At 43.1% G+C, this 17,297-nt stretch carries 19 protein-coding genes; 13 read left to right on the top strand and 6 right to left on the bottom strand.

All coding sequences use genetic code 11. The features are described from left to right. The 3 genes from M1K46_RS15155 to lpdA are packed head-to-tail and all read left to right on the top strand — an operon-like array spanning position 1 to position 3,697. Positions 1-999 (top strand): alpha-ketoacid dehydrogenase subunit beta, encoded by a 999-nt coding sequence (locus tag M1K46_RS15155; RefSeq protein WP_256226631.1) that lies wholly within the window; start codon positions 1-3, stop codon positions 997-999. 12 nt (positions 1,000-1,011) lie between these two features. Further along, the gene (locus M1K46_RS15150; RefSeq protein WP_256226630.1) at positions 1,012-2,262 is read left to right on the top strand and encodes a dihydrolipoamide acetyltransferase family protein; all 1,251 of its coding nucleotides are present in this window, start codon (positions 1,012-1,014) and stop codon (positions 2,260-2,262) included. A gap of 1 nt (position 2,263) precedes the next feature. Next, positions 2,264-3,697 (top strand): dihydrolipoyl dehydrogenase, encoded by a 1,434-nt coding sequence (gene lpdA, locus M1K46_RS15145; protein WP_256226628.1) that lies wholly within the window; start codon positions 2,264-2,266, stop codon positions 3,695-3,697. A 43-nt stretch (positions 3,698-3,740) separates the two neighbouring features. Here lpdA and M1K46_RS15140 read toward each other — a convergent pair whose 3' ends face one another. Then, positions 3,741-4,289: a helix-turn-helix domain-containing protein gene (locus tag M1K46_RS15140; RefSeq protein ID WP_256226627.1), complete on the bottom strand. Its 549-nt coding sequence runs from the start codon at positions 4,287-4,289 to the stop codon at positions 3,741-3,743. 100 nt (positions 4,290-4,389) lie between these two features. Between M1K46_RS15140 and M1K46_RS15135 the strand changes: the two genes are divergently transcribed. The 4 genes from M1K46_RS15135 to M1K46_RS15120 all read left to right on the top strand — a co-directional run bounded on the left by M1K46_RS15135 (position 4,390) and on the right by M1K46_RS15120 (position 7,894). Beyond that, complete coding sequence (locus tag M1K46_RS15135; protein ID WP_248251671.1) at positions 4,390-5,112, top strand: AzlC family ABC transporter permease; 723 nt, start codon at positions 4,390-4,392, stop codon at positions 5,110-5,112. Then, entirely contained in the window at positions 5,102-5,413 is a 312-nt protein-coding gene (locus M1K46_RS15130; RefSeq protein ID WP_248251672.1) for an AzlD domain-containing protein, read from the top strand. Before M1K46_RS15135 ends, M1K46_RS15130 begins: the two co-directional genes overlap by 11 nt. A 542-nt stretch (positions 5,414-5,955) precedes the next feature. Continuing rightward, positions 5,956-6,831: a Cof-type HAD-IIB family hydrolase gene (locus tag M1K46_RS15125; RefSeq protein WP_256226626.1), complete on the top strand. Its 876-nt coding sequence runs from the start codon at positions 5,956-5,958 to the stop codon at positions 6,829-6,831. Positions 6,832-7,012: 181 nt separating this feature from the next. Then, a complete protein-coding gene (locus tag M1K46_RS15120) occupies positions 7,013-7,894 on the top strand; it encodes a glycerophosphodiester phosphodiesterase (RefSeq protein WP_375162212.1) in 882 nt (293 codons plus the stop codon). 12 nt (positions 7,895-7,906) lie between these two features. Here the strand turns inward: M1K46_RS15120 and M1K46_RS15115 are convergent, their stop codons facing one another. After that, on the bottom strand, positions 7,907-8,584 hold the full coding sequence (locus M1K46_RS15115; RefSeq protein WP_256226624.1) for a YetF domain-containing protein: 678 nt from the start codon (positions 8,582-8,584) through the stop codon (positions 7,907-7,909). 339 nt (positions 8,585-8,923) lie between these two features. Here M1K46_RS15115 and M1K46_RS15110 point away from each other — a divergent pair, with 339 nt between their 5' ends. The 3 genes from M1K46_RS15110 (at position 8,924) to M1K46_RS15100 (ending at position 11,508) form a co-directional block, all read left to right on the top strand. Beyond that, entirely contained in the window at positions 8,924-9,751 is an 828-nt protein-coding gene (locus tag M1K46_RS15110) for an HAD family hydrolase (protein ID WP_256226623.1), read from the top strand. Positions 9,752-9,838: 87 nt separating this feature from the next. Next, positions 9,839-11,134, top strand: a complete 1,296-nt coding sequence (locus M1K46_RS15105) for a M48 family metallopeptidase (protein WP_254781553.1) — start codon at positions 9,839-9,841, stop codon at positions 11,132-11,134. Positions 11,135-11,181: 47 nt separating this feature from the next. Then, positions 11,182-11,508, top strand: a complete 327-nt coding sequence (locus tag M1K46_RS15100; protein ID WP_256226622.1) for a hypothetical protein — start codon at positions 11,182-11,184, stop codon at positions 11,506-11,508. Here M1K46_RS15100 and motB read toward each other — a convergent pair. Beyond that, a complete protein-coding gene (motB, locus tag M1K46_RS15095; protein WP_053355493.1) occupies positions 11,484-12,260 on the bottom strand; it encodes a flagellar motor protein MotB in 777 nt (258 codons plus the stop codon). The two genes, M1K46_RS15100 and motB, sit on opposite strands and share 25 nt — an antisense overlap. Continuing rightward, positions 12,253-13,038, bottom strand: coding sequence for a flagellar motor stator protein MotA (motA, locus tag M1K46_RS15090; RefSeq protein ID WP_062236518.1), 786 nt, complete (start codon positions 13,036-13,038; stop codon positions 12,253-12,255). Before motA ends, motB begins: the two co-directional genes overlap by 8 nt. Positions 13,039-13,280: 242 nt before the next feature. Here motA and M1K46_RS15085 point away from each other — a divergent pair, with 242 nt between their 5' ends. The 3 genes from M1K46_RS15085 to M1K46_RS15075 all read left to right on the top strand — a co-directional run bounded on the left by M1K46_RS15085 (position 13,281) and on the right by M1K46_RS15075 (position 15,786). Beyond that, on the top strand, positions 13,281-13,592 hold the full coding sequence (locus M1K46_RS15085; RefSeq protein WP_256226618.1) for an RNA polymerase sigma factor: 312 nt from the start codon (positions 13,281-13,283) through the stop codon (positions 13,590-13,592). After that, positions 13,589-14,161: a TlpA disulfide reductase family protein gene (locus tag M1K46_RS15080; RefSeq protein ID WP_256226616.1), complete on the top strand. Its 573-nt coding sequence runs from the start codon at positions 13,589-13,591 to the stop codon at positions 14,159-14,161. Before M1K46_RS15085 ends, M1K46_RS15080 begins: the two co-directional genes overlap by 4 nt. Positions 14,162-14,349: 188 nt before the next feature. Beyond that, positions 14,350-15,786 carry an ATP-binding protein gene (locus M1K46_RS15075; RefSeq protein WP_256226615.1) on the top strand — a complete coding sequence of 479 codons (1,437 nt, stop codon included), beginning with the start codon at positions 14,350-14,352 and terminating at the stop codon, positions 15,784-15,786. A 78-nt stretch (positions 15,787-15,864) separates the two neighbouring features. Here M1K46_RS15075 and M1K46_RS15070 read toward each other — a convergent pair whose 3' ends face one another. Both M1K46_RS15070 and M1K46_RS15065 read right to left on the bottom strand, forming a co-directional pair. Next, entirely contained in the window at positions 15,865-16,548 is a 684-nt protein-coding gene (locus M1K46_RS15070; protein WP_248251683.1) for a CAP domain-containing protein, read from the bottom strand. A 96-nt stretch (positions 16,549-16,644) separates the two neighbouring features. After that, on the bottom strand, positions 16,645-17,181 hold the full coding sequence (locus tag M1K46_RS15065; RefSeq protein ID WP_256226614.1) for a histidine phosphatase family protein: 537 nt from the start codon (positions 17,179-17,181) through the stop codon (positions 16,645-16,647). Positions 17,182-17,297 lie beyond the last annotated feature (116 nt).

Below are 17,297 nucleotides of genomic sequence, written 5' to 3'. Positions count from 1 at the left end.
ATGACAACTGCAGCAGTTGAAACGAAAAAGCTGACACTTGTTCAGGCTGTAACGGACGGGCTTAGAACGATGATGAGGGAAAGCAAAAAAGTCATCGTTTTAGGTGAAGACGTCGGGCGCAACGGAGGAGTTTTCCGGGCGACGGACGGTTTGATGGATGAGTTTGGCGAAAAGCGTATCATTGACACTCCGCTGGCTGAGTCAGGGATTATCGGTACATCCATTGGGCTTGCGATGAACGGCTTTCGCCCTGTAGCAGAAATGCAGTTCCTTGGCTTTATTTATCCAGCATTTAACCAGATCATGACTCATGCTTCAAGGATAAGAGCAAGAACACTAGGTGCTTTCACGGTCCCTATGGTTATCCGTGCTCCGTTCGGTGCAGGTGTGCGCGCTCCTGAAATCCATTCTGATTCGGTGGAAGCTCTGTTCACTCACATGCCGGGAATCAAAGTGGTTGTTCCGTCGAATGCGTATGATGCCAAAGGGCTGCTCATCGCGAGCATAGAGGATCCGGATCCAGTGCTTTTCCTTGAGCCGATGAGATGCTACAGAAGCTCAAAGATGGATGTTCCAGAAGGAAAGTACACCGTAGAAATCGGTAAAGGAAGTGTTCTGAAAGAAGGAGAACACGTAACATTACTGACTTATGGGGCGATGGTCGATACAGCATTAAAAGCAGCAGAAGAAGCAGAAAAACAAGGGGTAAGTACAGAAGTTATTGATCTGCGTACACTGTATCCGCTTGATAAAGACCTGATCGCCCAAAGTGTCCAAAAGACAGGCAGAGTAGTCATCGTACACGAGGCATCATCTACAGGAGGCCTTGGAGATACCCTTGTTTCTTTAATCAACGATACTTCATTCCTTTATATGAAGGCGCCGGTAGAACGGGTTACCGGTTTTGATACGCCAGTACCGATGTTTGCCCTGGAGGACCATTATCTTCCGGACGCAGCAAGAGTAACATCAGCAATTCATAAAGTGATTAACTTTTAGGAGGCTGTAAAAATGGTTGAAGTAAAGTTGCATGACATAGGCGAAGGGATGCATGAAGGAGAGATCATTCATTTCTTTGTAAAACCTGGAGATACGGTTTCCATTGACCAGCCTCTTGTTGAAGTTCAAACCGATAAAGTGACCGCAGAACTGCCGTCACCAATCGCAGGCAAGGTTACTGACATTCTTGTGAAGGAAGGAGAGACGGTCACTGTAGGAACGGTTCTTCTTACTCTGCAAGGAGAGGGTTCTGGCCAAGAGTCTATAACGGAGATTGACTCTCCAAAGGTGGTGCAGGAACCAACAGCACAAGCACCTGAAAGAGAAGCTTCCATCGCGATGCTGAATAAGCGGGTTATGGCTGCACCTTACACCCGTAAAATAGCGAGAGAGCACGGCGTTGATATCGAACAGGTGACAGGCACCGGACCGGCAGGAAGAATTACAGAACAGGATGTATTGTCGTTTGCAAAAGGAAGTACAGAACCGAAAGCATTCGAAATTCATGCAGCCGCCGAGCCTGCCGTAAAGCTGGAAATCGAAAATCGCTCTGCAGAAGCAGAGGAAATTCCATTCAGAGGCCGCCGCAGGCAAATCGCGAAAAAGATGACTCAATCGCTGTTCACCATTCCACATGTTACCCATTTTGAGGAAGTGGATATGACGAATTTGCTTGAATTAAAGAAGCAGATGAAAGAGCTGGATCCTAACAACAACAAGGGATTCAACGTTTCTGTAGCAGCGTTTTTTGTAAAAGCCATTCAGCTTGCACTGCAGGATTTCCCAATCTTCAACAGCAAACTGGATGAAGAAAAAGAAGTCATCAGACTTGAGAAGCAAGTGAATATCGGTATCGCCACAGATGCTGAAGATGGTCTGATTGTGCCGGTGATCAAGAATGTAGAACGCAGAACCATTAAAGATATTAATTCCGATATGAAAGAAAAAATAATGAAGGCAAAAGAAGGCAGGCTCACAAGAGATGAACAGACTGGCGGGACCTTCACGATCTCAAATGTCGGGCCCTTGGGCAGCATGGGTGCGACCCCGATTATAAACCATCCCGAAGTTGCTTTAATGGCTTTCCATAAAACGAAGAAGATGCCTGTTATCATCAACGACGAGATTCAGATCAGATCCATGATGAACCTTTCGATGTCGTTTGACCACCGAATCGCTGATGGGGCAACGGCAGTTCAATTTACAAACCGTTTTAAAGAACTGATTGAAAATCCTTCCGTCATGGTATTGGAGCTGATATAAAATGGTCGTAGGAGAATTTACACAAAAGCGGCAGCTGATCATAGCGGGTGGAGGGCCAGGAGGCTATAATGCAGCCATCCGTGCGGCACAGCTCGGCATGGAAGTGACCATCATAGAAAAAGAAAAGCTGGGCGGGGTCTGCCTGAATACGGGATGCATTCCGTCCAAGACACTGACGCATGCGGCGGCAGCATTCGCGTCATTGTCTCATTTGAACGAAATGGGCATCCAAACAGGAGAAGCTGGATTTGAACTGCAGACATTTAAAGCGTATCAGCAAAAAACAGTATCAGCTCTGCAAAAAGGGGTAGAGGCTCTTTGCAAAGCAAATAAAATCGAAGTCATCACCGGTACAGCTACATTTATGTCTGGGAACCGGATCGGTGTAGATTCCGGCCATCATTATGAAATGTATGAGTATGAAAAAGCGATTATTGCCGTGGGAGCATCGCCTGTATTACCTCACGGAATCGTGCCGGTGGAAGGAAAGATTATCAGTGCCGATGAACTTCCGCGCCTTCAGGAGCTGCCAGAACATCTTGTGATCAGCGGATCGGATTACATCGCGCTTGAAACGGCAATGGCTTATCGAAACCTGGGCTCGGAAGTTTCCGTCATCTGTGAGGACGATACATTTGGACTGGATGAATCCATCTCTAAAGAACTTCATCGGGTATTAAAAAAGTCCAAGATTAAGCTTTTCAAAAACAGCACACTGCTCGAAGCCTATTCATCAGAAACCAATGTCGCTATTACCATTCAAAGCGATCAGGAGAAAATCACTCTGGATGCCAGCCACCTGATGGTTTCAGGTGAATCCAGGCCAAACACGAAGGATCTGGGATTGGAATTCTTAAACATCAGCACCGATAAGCAAGGATTTATAATGGTCAATGAATTCGGTGAAACAAATGTTGATGGAATTTATGCTGCAGGAGACTGCACAATCGGCAGGAGGCTTGCCAGCAAGGCGATCAAGCAAGGAAAAGTGGCGGCTGAGCATATCAGCGGCATGAACACATCCTTTAACTTGGCGCTGGTACCGCTTATCATTCAAACTGTTCCTCCAATCGCATCAGTAGGATTGACAGAAGGAGAGGCGAGGCAGCAAGGCTATGAGGTGAAGACCGGCCAGTTTGCCATGGGAGGCAACGGGTTTGCCAGTATTGCCGGACAGAAGGATGGTCTCACAAAAATGGTCATTGATGAGAAGACAGATCTTCTCCTCGGTGTTCACATGATGGGTGCCGGTGCAGCGGAATTAATTCAGGCAGGTACAACGGCCCTTGAAATGGTAGCCAGGGATGAAGACATAGCCTATCCGGTTTATGCGCATCCATCGTTAAGTGAAGCATGGCTTGAAGCGGTTGAGCACGCAGCCGGAAAAGCGATTCATATTCCGCCTGCCAGGAAAAAGGCAACCTCACGATCGTAATACAAACAGAAAACAACCTTCCATCGTTTTGGAAGGTTGTTTTCTATGGATAATAAATCATCATCGTTATTCTTACAGGGTCATTCTCCTGATTTTCATATACATGAACATAGTCTGCAGCAAAACGAATATTTTCACCTGCTGACAAATTAAAATAGTTTTGATGGACAGTTAATGAGAGGCAGCCTTTTTCCACGAGAATGTATTCTTCTACACCATCCCCATGGGGCTCAGACGTATAATGGCATCCGGGAAGAAGTTCGACAGAATAGATTTCGAAGGATTTTCCAGGCTCCATAGGAAATAGCGGCCTTACAAGGAATGTCCCATCTTTGTCTGCTATCGGTTCAACATCCGCAGTGTTTACTTTTTTGATAGCAGGCTGATCCTCCTCCAAAAAGGAACTGAACGAAACACCTAACCCATTTGCGATTTTCCACAGTGTACTGACGGTGGGATTGGATTCTCCCCGTTCAATCTGGCTGAGCATGGGTTTAGAAACTCCAGTTGCATTTGCCGTTTTTTCAAGGCTCCAGTTGCGCTGCCCTCTCATCGCTTTTAACCTTCTGCCTATAACTTCATTCAAATTCATAAAAAGAAATTCTCCTTGTTGTTTCGTTTTATATAACATACAATATGTATAATATAACATATTATCTGAAAATGAAGCTAATAAAGGAGTGTTCTACATCATGCTGCCATTCCCTTCTGCAGAAAAGGAAAGTCACCCATTCTCTACAGGTATTCAGGCGGGGCTATCTATTGCTATTGGTTATTTGCCGATTGCTTTTACATATGGATTGCTGGCGAAATCAAGCGGGCTGTCGTTGGTTGAAACGGTTGGAATGAGTGTCATCGTTTTTGCAGGTGCTTCCCAGTACATTGCTCTTTCGATGATTGGAGCAGGTACGGGTGCTTTTGAAATCATCATAACCGCGTTTATTATGAATATCCGCCATTTATTGATGAGTGCTTCATTAAACGAAAGAATGAAAGATGACGCTAAGTGGATTAAAGCTATTTACGGATTTCTGATTACCGACGAGACGTTCTCAGTAGCAGCCACACGAACAGAAAAGAAGCTGACATCAGCTTTTATGCTCGGTTTAGGTTTAATTGCGTATGGCAGCTGGGTCGTTAATTCAGGGGTCGGCTATTTGATTGGTGCTGGACTCCCTGCAACGATCCAAAACGGTATGGCAGTTGCTCTTTACGCGATGTTCATCGGGCTCTTGATTCCTTCTGCGAAAAAATCACGAAAAGTCATCGCATTGGCAGGAACAGCTGCACTTCTTAACTCGCTCTTTTCTCTTTATGAACCGTTGGCAGGCGGCTGGGGAATCATTTTATCAACTCTTATTTCTTCGGTAGGTATTGAATTTTTTGTTAAGGAGGAGAAGGTTCATGGAAAATAATCTGCTTTGGATGATTGCAGGCATGGGAGTTGTGACTTATCTTCCGCGTGTCCTGCCTCTTGTACTCATCAATACGAACCGAATTCCTCCCAGACTGCAGCGGATTTTAAGCAATGTTCCTTTTGCCATTCTCGGAGCATTGATTTTCCCCGGTATCCTGCATATAAACGGGGACAGTATGTGGTTTGGATTATTGGGGGCATGTGTGGCAGGCTTGACCGCGTATCTGAACTGGAACATAATTTTAGTGGTTTTAAGCTCTGTTGCGGCTTTAAGCATTTGCTCCTTTTTTATGGGATGACAAAAGTTACCACGTTAGGATAGGCATCCATTAGAAAGTTGGCGAATGGTATGGGTTTACATCTTATTCGATTTGCTGCAATTGGATTGTTTTCTACAACCGTGTTATCGCTTATTCTTTTTCAATGGCTGTTTTCGTAACCTTTGTTGCCCTTGGGAGTGGTTGATTTCCGTTTCAGGCTGCTCCCTTTCCGCGGGGCGTGCGCTGAACCCCTCGGCGCAAGTGCCTGCGGGTTTCACCTGTCACGCTCGTCCCGCAGGAGTCTCGCACCTTCCACTCCAATCAACTTGTCAATGAAGCTCTTTACAAAAATGTTCCCAAAGCAACAATCTTTTAGAAATGAGCCTTTTCAATCTGTAGAAGTCCTTCATGCTTTCATCGATGTGTTTACAGGTTTTTTTCATAATGATTAAAGGGTAAAGAGCTATTGTGCTCTTTTTTTATTACAGCAAATGCGCTTGCATTCTTATAAATAATTAAGGTAATGTATTGAAAAAAAGGGGTACACTGAAAAAAGGAAAGAAGAGATAAAGGATGATAAGATGAAACTGATAGCAATAGATATGGACGGAACACTTGTAAGCAAACAATTGAAAGTGACGAAAGCGAACAAAGAAGCTATTGAGAAAGCCAGGGAAAAAGGCCATATGGTTGTGATTGCTACGGGACGTTCATTTGATGAAGCGAGATATACACTCAGTGAAGCAGAATTGTATCTTCCGTTGATTTGTGTGAACGGCGCTGAGATTCGCTCGGATAAATGGGAAAAGGTTACGAGCATTCCTATCCCGTCAAAACAATACTTTGACATTGAAAAAGCGCTTCGTGCCAACGACATCTATTATGAAGTGTATACGAGTGAGGGCACCTATACAGATAACCGTGAAAAAGCGTTTAAAGTCATGAAAGACATCGTTCTGACTTCAAACCCTGAAGCCACAGAAGACGATGTCCATAAAGCGGCATTAAGGCGGTTTAAATTGGGTACAGTTAAATATATTAGCGATTATGACAAGCTGATGGAAAAAGAAGGTCTCGAAGTATACAAAATTTTGGCCTTCTCCAGTGAGCAGGAAAAAATCGCAAACTCTGTAGACAGGCTGAGCAAGATTGATCATCTGGCCGTCAGTTCATCCGCAAATAATAACCTTGAGATTACAAATGCGGATGCTCAAAAAGGAGTTGCCCTTGAGAAGTTTGCCAAACTGCACAACATAAGCCTGAACGATACGATGGCGATCGGGGATAACTATAACGATGTCTCCATGCTTGAAAAGGCAGGCATCAGTGTTGCCATGGGGAATGCTTACGATGAAATCAAACAGATTGCAAAACATGTGACCAAAACGAATGATGAGAGCGGAGTCGCCTATGCGATCGAAAATTATTTGGAAGAACGGAAGACGAGCCTTGCTTAACAGGCTTGTCTTTTTTTGTTGAGAAATATTTTCCGCGGATCATTTTTAAATTTTACAATATTTATACTTTCTAAATATTCGTTTACCTCTTATTTACACCTGCTTTATTACCGCTTAATACTCCCTTGGTACGCTTGGTCTGTTCGATAACGCGGAAGGGGAGAGTAAGTTGAACCAAAAAATGACTTCTTTACTAAGTGCGGCCGTTCTTGGAGCCAGCCTGTTTTCAGGACATAATGCGGATGCTGAATCTGTTCAAAAACACCATGACGTTCTTGACGTCGCACATCGAGGTGCATCTGGCTATGCTCCGGAACATACGCTGGCTTCCTATCATATGGGTGACAAGATGCATGGAGACTATATTGAGATTGACTTGCAGATGACGAAAGACGGCAAGCTGATCGCTATGCATGATGAAACCGTCGATCGTACAACAAACGGAACGGGAGAAGTGAAAGATTTCACTTTAAATCAAATCAAACAGCTTGATGCGGGTTCTTGGTTTAATGAAAAATATCCGCAATATGCGAAGCCGATGTACAAAGGGTTGAAAGTACCTACACTTGAAGAGATTTTCAAGACATTTGGCAAAAACAAAAATTACTACATAGAAACGAAATCACCAGATGTGTATCCAGGTATGGAGGAGAAGCTCATCAGCCTCGTGAATAAATATCACATCAATAAAGACACGCTGCTCGTTCAATCGTTCAGCAAAGACAGCCTGCTGAAAGTGCACAAGCTTGACCCATCTTTAAAATTAATTCAGCTTCTTGAATATAAGAAGCATGCAGTTTTAACTGACCAGGATCTTAATTCCTATAAGCAATATGCAACTGGAATCGGTCCAAACAAAGATTTCCTGGATAAAGCTTATGTACAAAAAGCGGTAAACGGCGGATTGGAAATTCATCCTTACACCGTGAATGAAACAGCAGATATGCAACGATTGATCGATTGGGGAGTAACAGGGATGTTCACGAACTTCCCGGATAAGCTTCATCAAGTGATTGAGAAAAATAAACAGGAGCAAAATCATCGCCCTGTAAACGCAGAATGATGAGAAAGCCGCTCAGATGATGAGCGGCTTTTCGTTATTTTTTTGAGCAATGTAAAGGGTACCATCTTCCTGCAGCTGTGCAAAAAAAACAGATTTATAGGAAGAGATACCAGCATTTTGCAGTTTTTTCTGGATCCATTCCTCAGTAAGTCCATATTCCCGCAAGTTTCCTTGCATCACAATTCCGTCAACAATCAGTTCGGAAGGGAGGAAATGGGAGGGAGCAGCATCAGGCGTTTTCTTCTTTTTTATACTAAGCTGTCCGTTGGGCTCAAAGATAGCATAATCTACTTCTGTTATAGAGAAGATTTCCTGGTTTCTCAGCAGCATGCACAAATCATCCAGACCGAGATTGAGCTTATCCAGCGCCTGCTGCATAATCATTCCTTTTTTTATAACAATGCAAGGCTCACCCTCCAGAGCCAATTTGGACTTGGGTGACCGTTTAACAAGAAATTCGATAGCCAGGAGAGCAAAACTCCATATCAAAACCGCGACTAAGCCATTGGAAATAGGAACCTCTCTATAGTGAATAATCATTTCTCCGACGATGTTGCCAAAGGCTATACTCGTCGCATAATTAAAGTAGGTTAGCTCTCCTAACTGTTTCTTTCCAAATACTTTTGTAAAGATCAATAGAAAGATCAAACCAAGTAATGTCCTGACTACTGTTTCTGTGATACCGTTCATCCGCTCACCTCTTTGCTATTCCCATTTTTACCGAAAAGAAAGAAGAGCAAACAAAAAAGATGGCTTTAAAGGCCATCTTTTTTTGATTAGCATCCCCATGTCATTTTTTGCATAAGAAGATGGCACAGAATAAGCTGTTTCAACCTTTGCCTTAGGATTTCCACCTTGTGTTCTTCTGCTTTTGGCATGAAATTGATGGCAAGAATGGATGAAAGCTCTCTGACCGAGGGACGTATATCACCTGGATATAAAAATGGAAAAAAAAGTTAACCTGAATACTCAGCCTGTTTTACTTCCGAAAATAATGAGCATACAATAAAGAGGAGAGGAGTTGTGTATATGCGTGAAATGATAGAAAAAAGCAAGCTTTTAATCTTTGATTTAGATGGCACCCTTTATGAGGACACTGATCATTTTGACTATTATTGCCGTCTACTTCAGCAGCGGGCGGATATATCGATACAAGGAGAGTTTTATAACTCTTATGAAGAGATGAAACAGGGGAAACATCCTGTTGCCATCGGAAAAGTGTATGACTTGAAAGAAAATGCGTCGCTCACTGTCGATCCCCTGACTTTGCAGGTAACGGCTGCACATCTTTGGGACGGTACTCAAATGAATGAAGAAACCATGAAGAGGGAGTACTCTGGAGAACTTACATATGATTTTGAACGCTTTATCGCTATTGGGGATGGCTGGTGGCTGCCCTATGTTACCGCCATGCATTACGGTCTGAGCCAGCAGGATACATGGGATTGCTACAACGCGACAAAGGTGTATATGGTCAGTGATGAGTTTTCACTCACAAAAACGCCATTATTGAAGGAAAGCCTTGAGAAACTGAAGAAGAAAAAACACCTTGTTCTGATGACAAACAGTGATAAAGAAGATGCGCTGCGTCTGCTCCTTGAACTGGAGCTGCAGGATGTGTTTGATGAGATCTTTCCTTCCTCACAGAAGCCTGTAAAGACCAAAGAGATTCTGATGGCCATTACGTCCAAATATAAGGTGAAGCCGGATGAAGCGGTTTCCATCGGAGATAATTTTATCAACGAAATCGCACCGGCCCTGCTGATGGGGCTAAATGCCGTGTACATACAGCCGAATGGCTACGATCTCCAGCATGACAATCTTTATATTGTTCCTACTTTGGGACAGGCTTTTTAAAAGATGTGAAAGCTTTTGCTCTTTTTTGTTCTAATTTGGACAAAGTTACCTAAACTAGGAATAGGATGTCCGTAAGGGGGAGAGCGTGTGAAAAAAGCAATTCTGGTCGCTATTGGCTTTATTTTGTATGGAGCCGCCATGTGGTATTACTTAATGCATGGGGCTCAGGCCGATCTGCCGGTACAATTCCGGGGTTCTGCTGCTGATCCTACCATGTTTATGAATGATAGGCAGCTTAAGCTGAGCTATGATTTCTCAAGGATAAAGGATTGGATCTACTTTTTGTCTGTTCCGCTGGAATGGCTGATCTATCTGCTCGTTTTAGGGTTTGGAATATCAAAAAAAATGAGGAGTACTGTCAAGCAAGTGACCCGTTTTTCAGTCATCCATACAGCTCTTTATGTCCTTTTGCTGTCCTTTGTGAGCTGGATTTTGACCTTTCCGCTTCGATACTACAGCTATACGATCTCAAGGGATTATCATATCTCCGTACAGCCGTTCAAGGGATGGATGAAAGACAGTTTGATCGACTTTTGGGTAGGATGGATATTTACGGTATTAACTGTACTCGTCATCTACTTTTTTATCCGTAAAAGTAAGAAGAAGTGGTGGCTGTACGCGTGGCTGATCTCCATTCCGTTCACCATCTTTATGTATTTCATCCAGCCCGTTGTGATTGATCCGCTCTATAATAAATTTTATCCTTTAAAGGACCAGGTGCTGAAGGAGAAAATATTAACGCTGGCCGAACGGGCAGATATACCGGCTTCCAACGTATATGAAGTGAACATGTCGGAAAAGACCAATTCCCTCAATGCTTATGTAAATGGCATAGGGTCCAACCTGCGAATTGTATTATGGGATACGACGCTCGATAAACTGAACGATAAACAGGTTTTGTTTGTCATGGCCCACGAGATGGGGCATTATGTGATGAAACATCTGTATCAGAATCTCATAGGTGCGATCATCCTGTCGTTCTTCGGCCTCTTCCTGGGAAGCAGAATTTATTCCTGGGCGATCTCAAAGTGGGGCAAACGGTGGGGTATCAAAGGAGTGAGTGATATCGCTGGCTTGCCGGTGCTTCTCCTGATATTCAGTCTATTGTCGTTTGTTGCTGGTCCTGTTGAAAATGCGTTTTCCCGTAAAGCGGAGAAGGATGCAGACCGCTATGCCATTGAGATGACCAAGAATCCCGACTCAGCAGTTGGAGCTTTCCAGCAGCTGACGATCTCAGGGCTCAGCGAAGTGAATCCGCCAAAGCTCGTGAAGTTCTTTTTGTATGGCCACCCCACTATGCTCGAAAGGATTACCTTCCTCGATTCCTATAAACAAAAATACGAACCAAAGGAACTGGAGAAAGCAAAAAAGCAACAGCGATGATAAAAGAAAAAGGTTGTTTTCGTAACCTTTGTTGCTCTTAGGAGTGGTTGATTTCCGTTTCAGGAGGCTCGCTTTCCGCGGGGCGTGCGCTGAGCCTTACCGGCGCCAGCGCCTACTTTCTCGGCGCAAGCACCTGCGTAGTCTCACCTGTCACGCTTCCCCCGCAGGACAAGGAAGGCTTCGGCAGCGTTATATCGCACGAAGAAAATGTGAAATTCATTTTCGAGGAGTCTCGCCTCTTGCACTCCAATCAACTTATCAATGAAGATTTTTTACAAAAATTTTCCCAATTCCACAATCTTTTAGAAAACAGCCAAAAAAAAAAGAGGATGAGCCGAAGCTCATCCTCTTATTTTGCGTTTTCAAGACTATAGTTTGGCAGGACGAGTACTTCAACACGCCTGTTTTTTGCTTTGCCTTGTGCGGTTTTGTTGCTGGCTCTCGGCCGGTATTCCCCATAGCCGCTGGCGCTTAGTGTTTGTGGTGATAGATGCGGGTTCTTCATCATGATTTGCATGAAGTTAATGGCTCGCATAGCACTTAATTCCCAATTTGACTTGTACTTAGCCGTTTCAATCGGAACATTATCCGTATGCCCTGCAATAATAATATTTCGGGGAGGATTGGTGACGAGTAATTTAGACAGATCCTTTCCTATACTGACCGATTCTGTCTTGACGGTTGCACTTCCTGAATCAAAGAGCGCATTATCCAAAATGGTAATCAATAGGCCATTCTCTGTCAGTTTCGTCTGCAGGCTTTTCGATAGATGTTTGTCTTTTATAAAACTGTCTATTTTTTTCTGGACCTTATGAAGGGATTCTAGCTCTTCTTTGGCCTTCTCCATCCGTTCCTTTTCCTGAATCGATAATTGTACGATCTTTTCTTTTTTAGGAAGCGGCGTTGATTCGGTTGATGAGATGGGTGCCTGTTCTTCCATTACGCCGGTTCCGCCGGAGAATTGACTGCGGAACGTGCTGGCCATCTGTTTGAACTTGGATGCATCCACTTCACTCATTGCAAAAAGAACGATAAATAGCGCCAGGAGAAGAGTCAGCATGTCGGAATAAGGAATGAGCCATGATTCATCTACATGATCTTCATGTTTTTTCTTTTTTCTAGCCAATGCTGACACCCTCTTTTAGGCTTTCCCGTTCGCTTGCCGGGATGTAGGTTAATAATTTTTCTTCCAATATTTTTGGAGAGGTTCCATCCTGGATGGATAAAAGCCCTTCAATCATAATCTCTTTTAGCATGACTTCATTCTGTGATTTTCGTTTTAATTTATTGGCAAAGGGGTGCCATAGGACATACCCAGTAAATATTCCAAAGAGCGTTGCGATAAAAGCAGCAGAAATGGCATGTCCGAGGGCCTCAATATCATCCATGTGTCCGAGGGCTGCAACAAGACCGACAACTGCTCCGAGTACTCCGAGCGTCGGCGCATAGGTGCCTGCCTGTGAGAAGATGCCCGCGTTGCTGAGATGGCGTTCTTCCATCGTTTCCAAATCTTTTATTAGTACATCCTTGATAAATTCGGGGGACTGGCCGTCGACAATCATTTTGATCCCTTGTTTTAAAAATGGATCATCAATTTCTTCAGATTTCGGTTCGAGTGCAAGCAAGCCTTCCTTTCGGGCGATAGTTGCCCATTCAATGAAAATTGCAATCAGTTCTCCCATGCTTACCATCTTCTGATCGGTAAACAATATCTTAAAAAGCTTTGGAAGTTTTTTTACTTCGTTTAAAGGAAAGGCAATCATGATGGCAGCAGCTGTTCCTGCAAAGATAATCAGCAGTGCTGCGGGATTGAAGAGCGAAGAGATAGCAACCCCTTTTAAAACCATACCTACACCAATAGCAACAAATCCAATGATTAAGCCAATCACCGATGTTTTATCCATATTATATTCATCCTCGCTTTTTGCTGAATTTAAAGATAGATCTCCTGTTCCGGTTACACTTATATATCGGCGTTTCTCCATGTATTTTTATAGAAACTTCGTCGTGGCAGATGCAGAATTCCAGAATTCAGGTCATCCAAAACACTAATTCAAACGTTATCTTAATAACTCTGTTTATTACGGTAGGACAAAGCAGACATCTATAGGTATAATGACAGTAAAACGATTCAAAGGAGACAGGTATGTCAAAGCTTACGGATTTTGAACTTTATCTTAAAGTTCAAAACGGGGATAAATCAGCGCTTGAGCAGATTTACGACCGATACGAAAAGTTATTGTTTTCCTTTGCTTACCGAATGACCCAGAGGCAAGATACTGCAAAAGATGTGGTTCAGGAAGTTTTTATAAAACTTTGGAGAAAAAAAGGAGTTTATTCGGAAGAGAACCTACAGCAAAAAGCACACAGCCTAAAGGCTCTATTGTCCTTCTTTCTAAGCTGTAATATGCAGGGGAAGAAACCCATTAAGAAAAACATAATGAGGCAGGTTCTATGAAAATAAAACCATTCATTATTGTTCTCATCCTCGTTGGTTTAATCGGGCTTGCCCTTTGGACATCAAAGCAGGAAGCACAACCTAAGGACCGGAATGCATCGAGGGGTACATTCAGCCCGGTGGAGGAGAATGGACGTACAGGCTTAAAACCAGGCAATAAAGTGCCGGATTTTACGATAATGGCACTGAACGGAGAAAAGGTTTCCATTAAAGATTACCGTGGTAAAAAGGTCATTCTGAATTTCTGGGCAACGTGGTGCCCTCCTTGCCGAAAAGAAATGCCCGATATGCAGAAAGTCTTCAACCAATATGAAGAAAAGAAGCTGGAAATCCTGGCAGTAAATCTAAGATATACAGAGAAAAGCACGGATTCGGTTTCAGAATTTGTAAAGGAACGAAAAGCAGCGTTTCCGATTTTGTTAGATACGGATGGAACGGTCAGTAAGAAGTTTCAGGCGGTATCTCTTCCGACGAGTTATTTGATTGACTCCAAGGGGATAATCCAAAAAAAAATAATTGGACCTCTTTCTCAAAATCTTATGATTGATTTTGCAGAAAAGGCAAAATAAGAAAATCCCTCCTTGCTCATTTGAGCAAGGAGGGATTTTCTATCCTTCATAGGATATTATTACTAGTAATTCCTAAAGAAAAATTAGGCACTTTGCATAATAGGGATTTCTTCCCTTTTACCGAATTATATCAAAGGGGATCGATAGCGTACAAAAATCCAACTATGGAGAAAAGGGGTATACACACCATGGTTGAACAATTTTTAGTGAAAATGATGAATATGCAGAGGCGTATAGAACAACCTCAAAAGGAGGACGGACAGATTCATACATTGGAACTCAGTCCGGTTCAATTTTTCAAGCTGAAAAGAAAAGCTGCCGGAAACTATGTTGTCACGCACTCTGAGGGGAAGTTTGCCCAAGAAATTGCAATTCGTGGAGCTGCTGCAGAACGCCCTTTGAGTGATCTGATACCTCTTAAAACCATTCAGCACTGGGAAATTTACTTTGAAAAAGCCTTCAGCGGCCATGCCTGCTTTTTTGAAACGCACTATGCGGACCGTTCTTATCATACGGTTCTTTCACCTGTGTTTCATAATGGACAGGTATCAGAAGTTGTTGGTACTTCAACGGATTGTACACGCGATACAAAATCACGAGAAGAATTAATACTCTATACGCACAAATACAAAGAAATATTTAATAATACACTCAATCCTATTCTTTTGCTGAATAACAGCAGAGTCATTCTCGAAGCTAATCCAGCCGCGCGCAAGGTGCTGGGAATCTCACACGGGGATTTAAACCAAAACAGGCTGGATGCCTTCATCTGTGAGGAAGATGAAGGAGAATTATCTCTTAATTGGGATCTGTTCATGCTCGATCCGAGCCTCAAATGGGAGTTTAAATCAGGATTTGCAGACGAAAAAAGGCTGATTGAATTTACAGGAAAGAAAGACATACTGCCGGGCATCCACCTGTGTATCTTGGAAGATGTGACTGAACGAAGGCAGACAGAAGCCCGCCTTCTAAAAGCGGAGACCTTGAATGTCGTCGGTGAGATGGCTGCTGGAGTCGCCCATGAAATCCGTAATCCTCTCACCAGCCTTAAAGGGTTTATCCAGCTGCTTAAAAATGAAAGCCAAGCACATGATGCTTATTATTCCATTATTTTAAACGAAGTTGACCGGATTGAGTATATTATCAAAGAGTTTCTGCTGCTTGCCAAGACCGACCGCCAGCATATTGAAAAAAGCAGTCTCGTGCTCACACTAAAAGAAACAGTCTCCCTGCTTCAGACACAGGCGATCCTAAAAAACATTGAACTGGAAATGGAGATTGGCGAAGGCATTCCTGATATTGATTGTGATCCTTTTCAGATTAAACAGGTTTTTATTAATTTAATAAAAAATGGGATTGAAGCGACGGCGGAAGGTGGAACCATTACCATTAAAGCTTTCCGCAAAGGAAAAGATTATGTTCATTTCTGCTTTACGGATAATGGAACGGGAATGCCGAACCAAGTATTGGACAGAATTGGAAAACCATTCTATACAACAAAAGAAGAGGGAACAGGTTTAGGGCTCATGGTCAGCTATAAGATTATTGAAAATCATAAAGGCCGGGTAAGGGTTTCAAGTGAAGTAGGAAAAGGGACAACATTTGAAGTGGTTTTGCCGATTTAAATTGAGAGTAAATGCGGGAGGAATGAATGTCCATACAAAAAAGAGGCGCCCGCAGGGGCAGCCTCTTTTTTTTGATGATCATCCAGTGAATTCTTGGACAAACATTTTACCGTATTTTCCGCCGTCAACAATCCCGATACCAACTTTTGTGTAGTCAGATTTAAGGATGTTTTCACGGTGTCCTTGAGAGTTCATAAGAGATGTGTGAGCTCCATCAACTGAAGAGTTTCCGGCAATGTTTTCACCAGCTGTTTGGTATTGGATGCCAAACTTCTTCATCATGTCGAATGGGGAACCGTATTTTGGTGAATTGTGATCGAAGTAGTTATTGTCGATCATGTCTTGTGCCTTTACTCGAGCCATTTTAGTTAGCTCCATATCTACTTGAAGCGGTTTAACCCCTGCTTTTTCACGCTCTTGGTTTACTTTGTCAACCATTTGCTTTTCGTCAGCAGTTAATTGCCCAGCAGCAGCGTCAGACTTTGGTGCTTCACTCGCTTTTTGCTGTTGTGGAGCTGCTTGAGTTTGAGTTTTTTCTTGAGCTGGAGCTTGTTGTTGCTTTTGCTCAGCTTTTTGAGTTTGTACATCGAATCCTTGTTTTTTAAGAGATTCGATTAATTTATTTATATCAGCGTTCGATTGTCCTTGTTGTGGTTGTACTTGTACATTTCCACCTTGAGGGCAATCTTGCGCATGAGAAATTCCTGCGTTAGCACCGAATAATGATGCACCTAGAATTGAAGCTACTACTACCTTTTTCATGGATGTATTCCTCCCGTTTTTGTATAGTGATGTTAGCTACAACACAGGTTTCGCCCTTAGGTGTCCGCGGGTGGGGGTGTGGAAACAACTACCAGTTTATTTCCAGATTCTTTGGATACGGCTTTCTTCCTGTACGGTCACTTCATATACATCGGGGTTCGATAGAGCCTTCCATTCTGAAAAACCCATGCGTTCATCAAAGAGTTTTAATAACAGAGTCATTAAATTTCCATGTGTGACAAGAACGATACACTGATACGGCGAAGCGATGATTTCTTTCAGAAGCGGCCGAACCCTTTCCATTGCCTTCCGATTGGATTCTCCTCCTTCAAGAACGGCTTCAAAGTCGTAAAAGGAATGCTCAAGCAGTTTCAGCCAGTCAGGATGATCCTTTGAGGATAATACCCTTTCAGCTAAGCGGTGATCTTTTTCGATGGGGAGATCCTTAAATTTTGCCAGAGGTTCAATGGAATCAACTGCTCTGGTAAAAGGACTTGAAATAATTCTGTCAACGGGTTTGTTCATTAGAAAGTTCTTTAAATCGTGGGATTGCTGCAATCCTTCCTTTGTCAGGACAGCGTTTCTTTCCTGGCCACTGGCTTTGCAATGCCGGACAACTAAAATCGATTTCATGTGTGTTCCTCTTTCTGCAGAATATAGTTCTAACCCTCTAAACTTCGAGACCATTAAACAAGATTCCTTTCACGAATAATATAGAAGATGGAATTTTGCTGACACTTCAGCATTTC

The sequence above is a fragment of the Fictibacillus sp. WQ 8-8 genome (assembly GCF_024494405.1).
Lineage (GTDB): Bacteria > Bacillota > Bacilli > Bacillales > Fictibacillaceae > Fictibacillus_C > Fictibacillus_C marinisediminis.
This window is presented reverse-complemented; position numbering and strand designations above follow the sequence as displayed.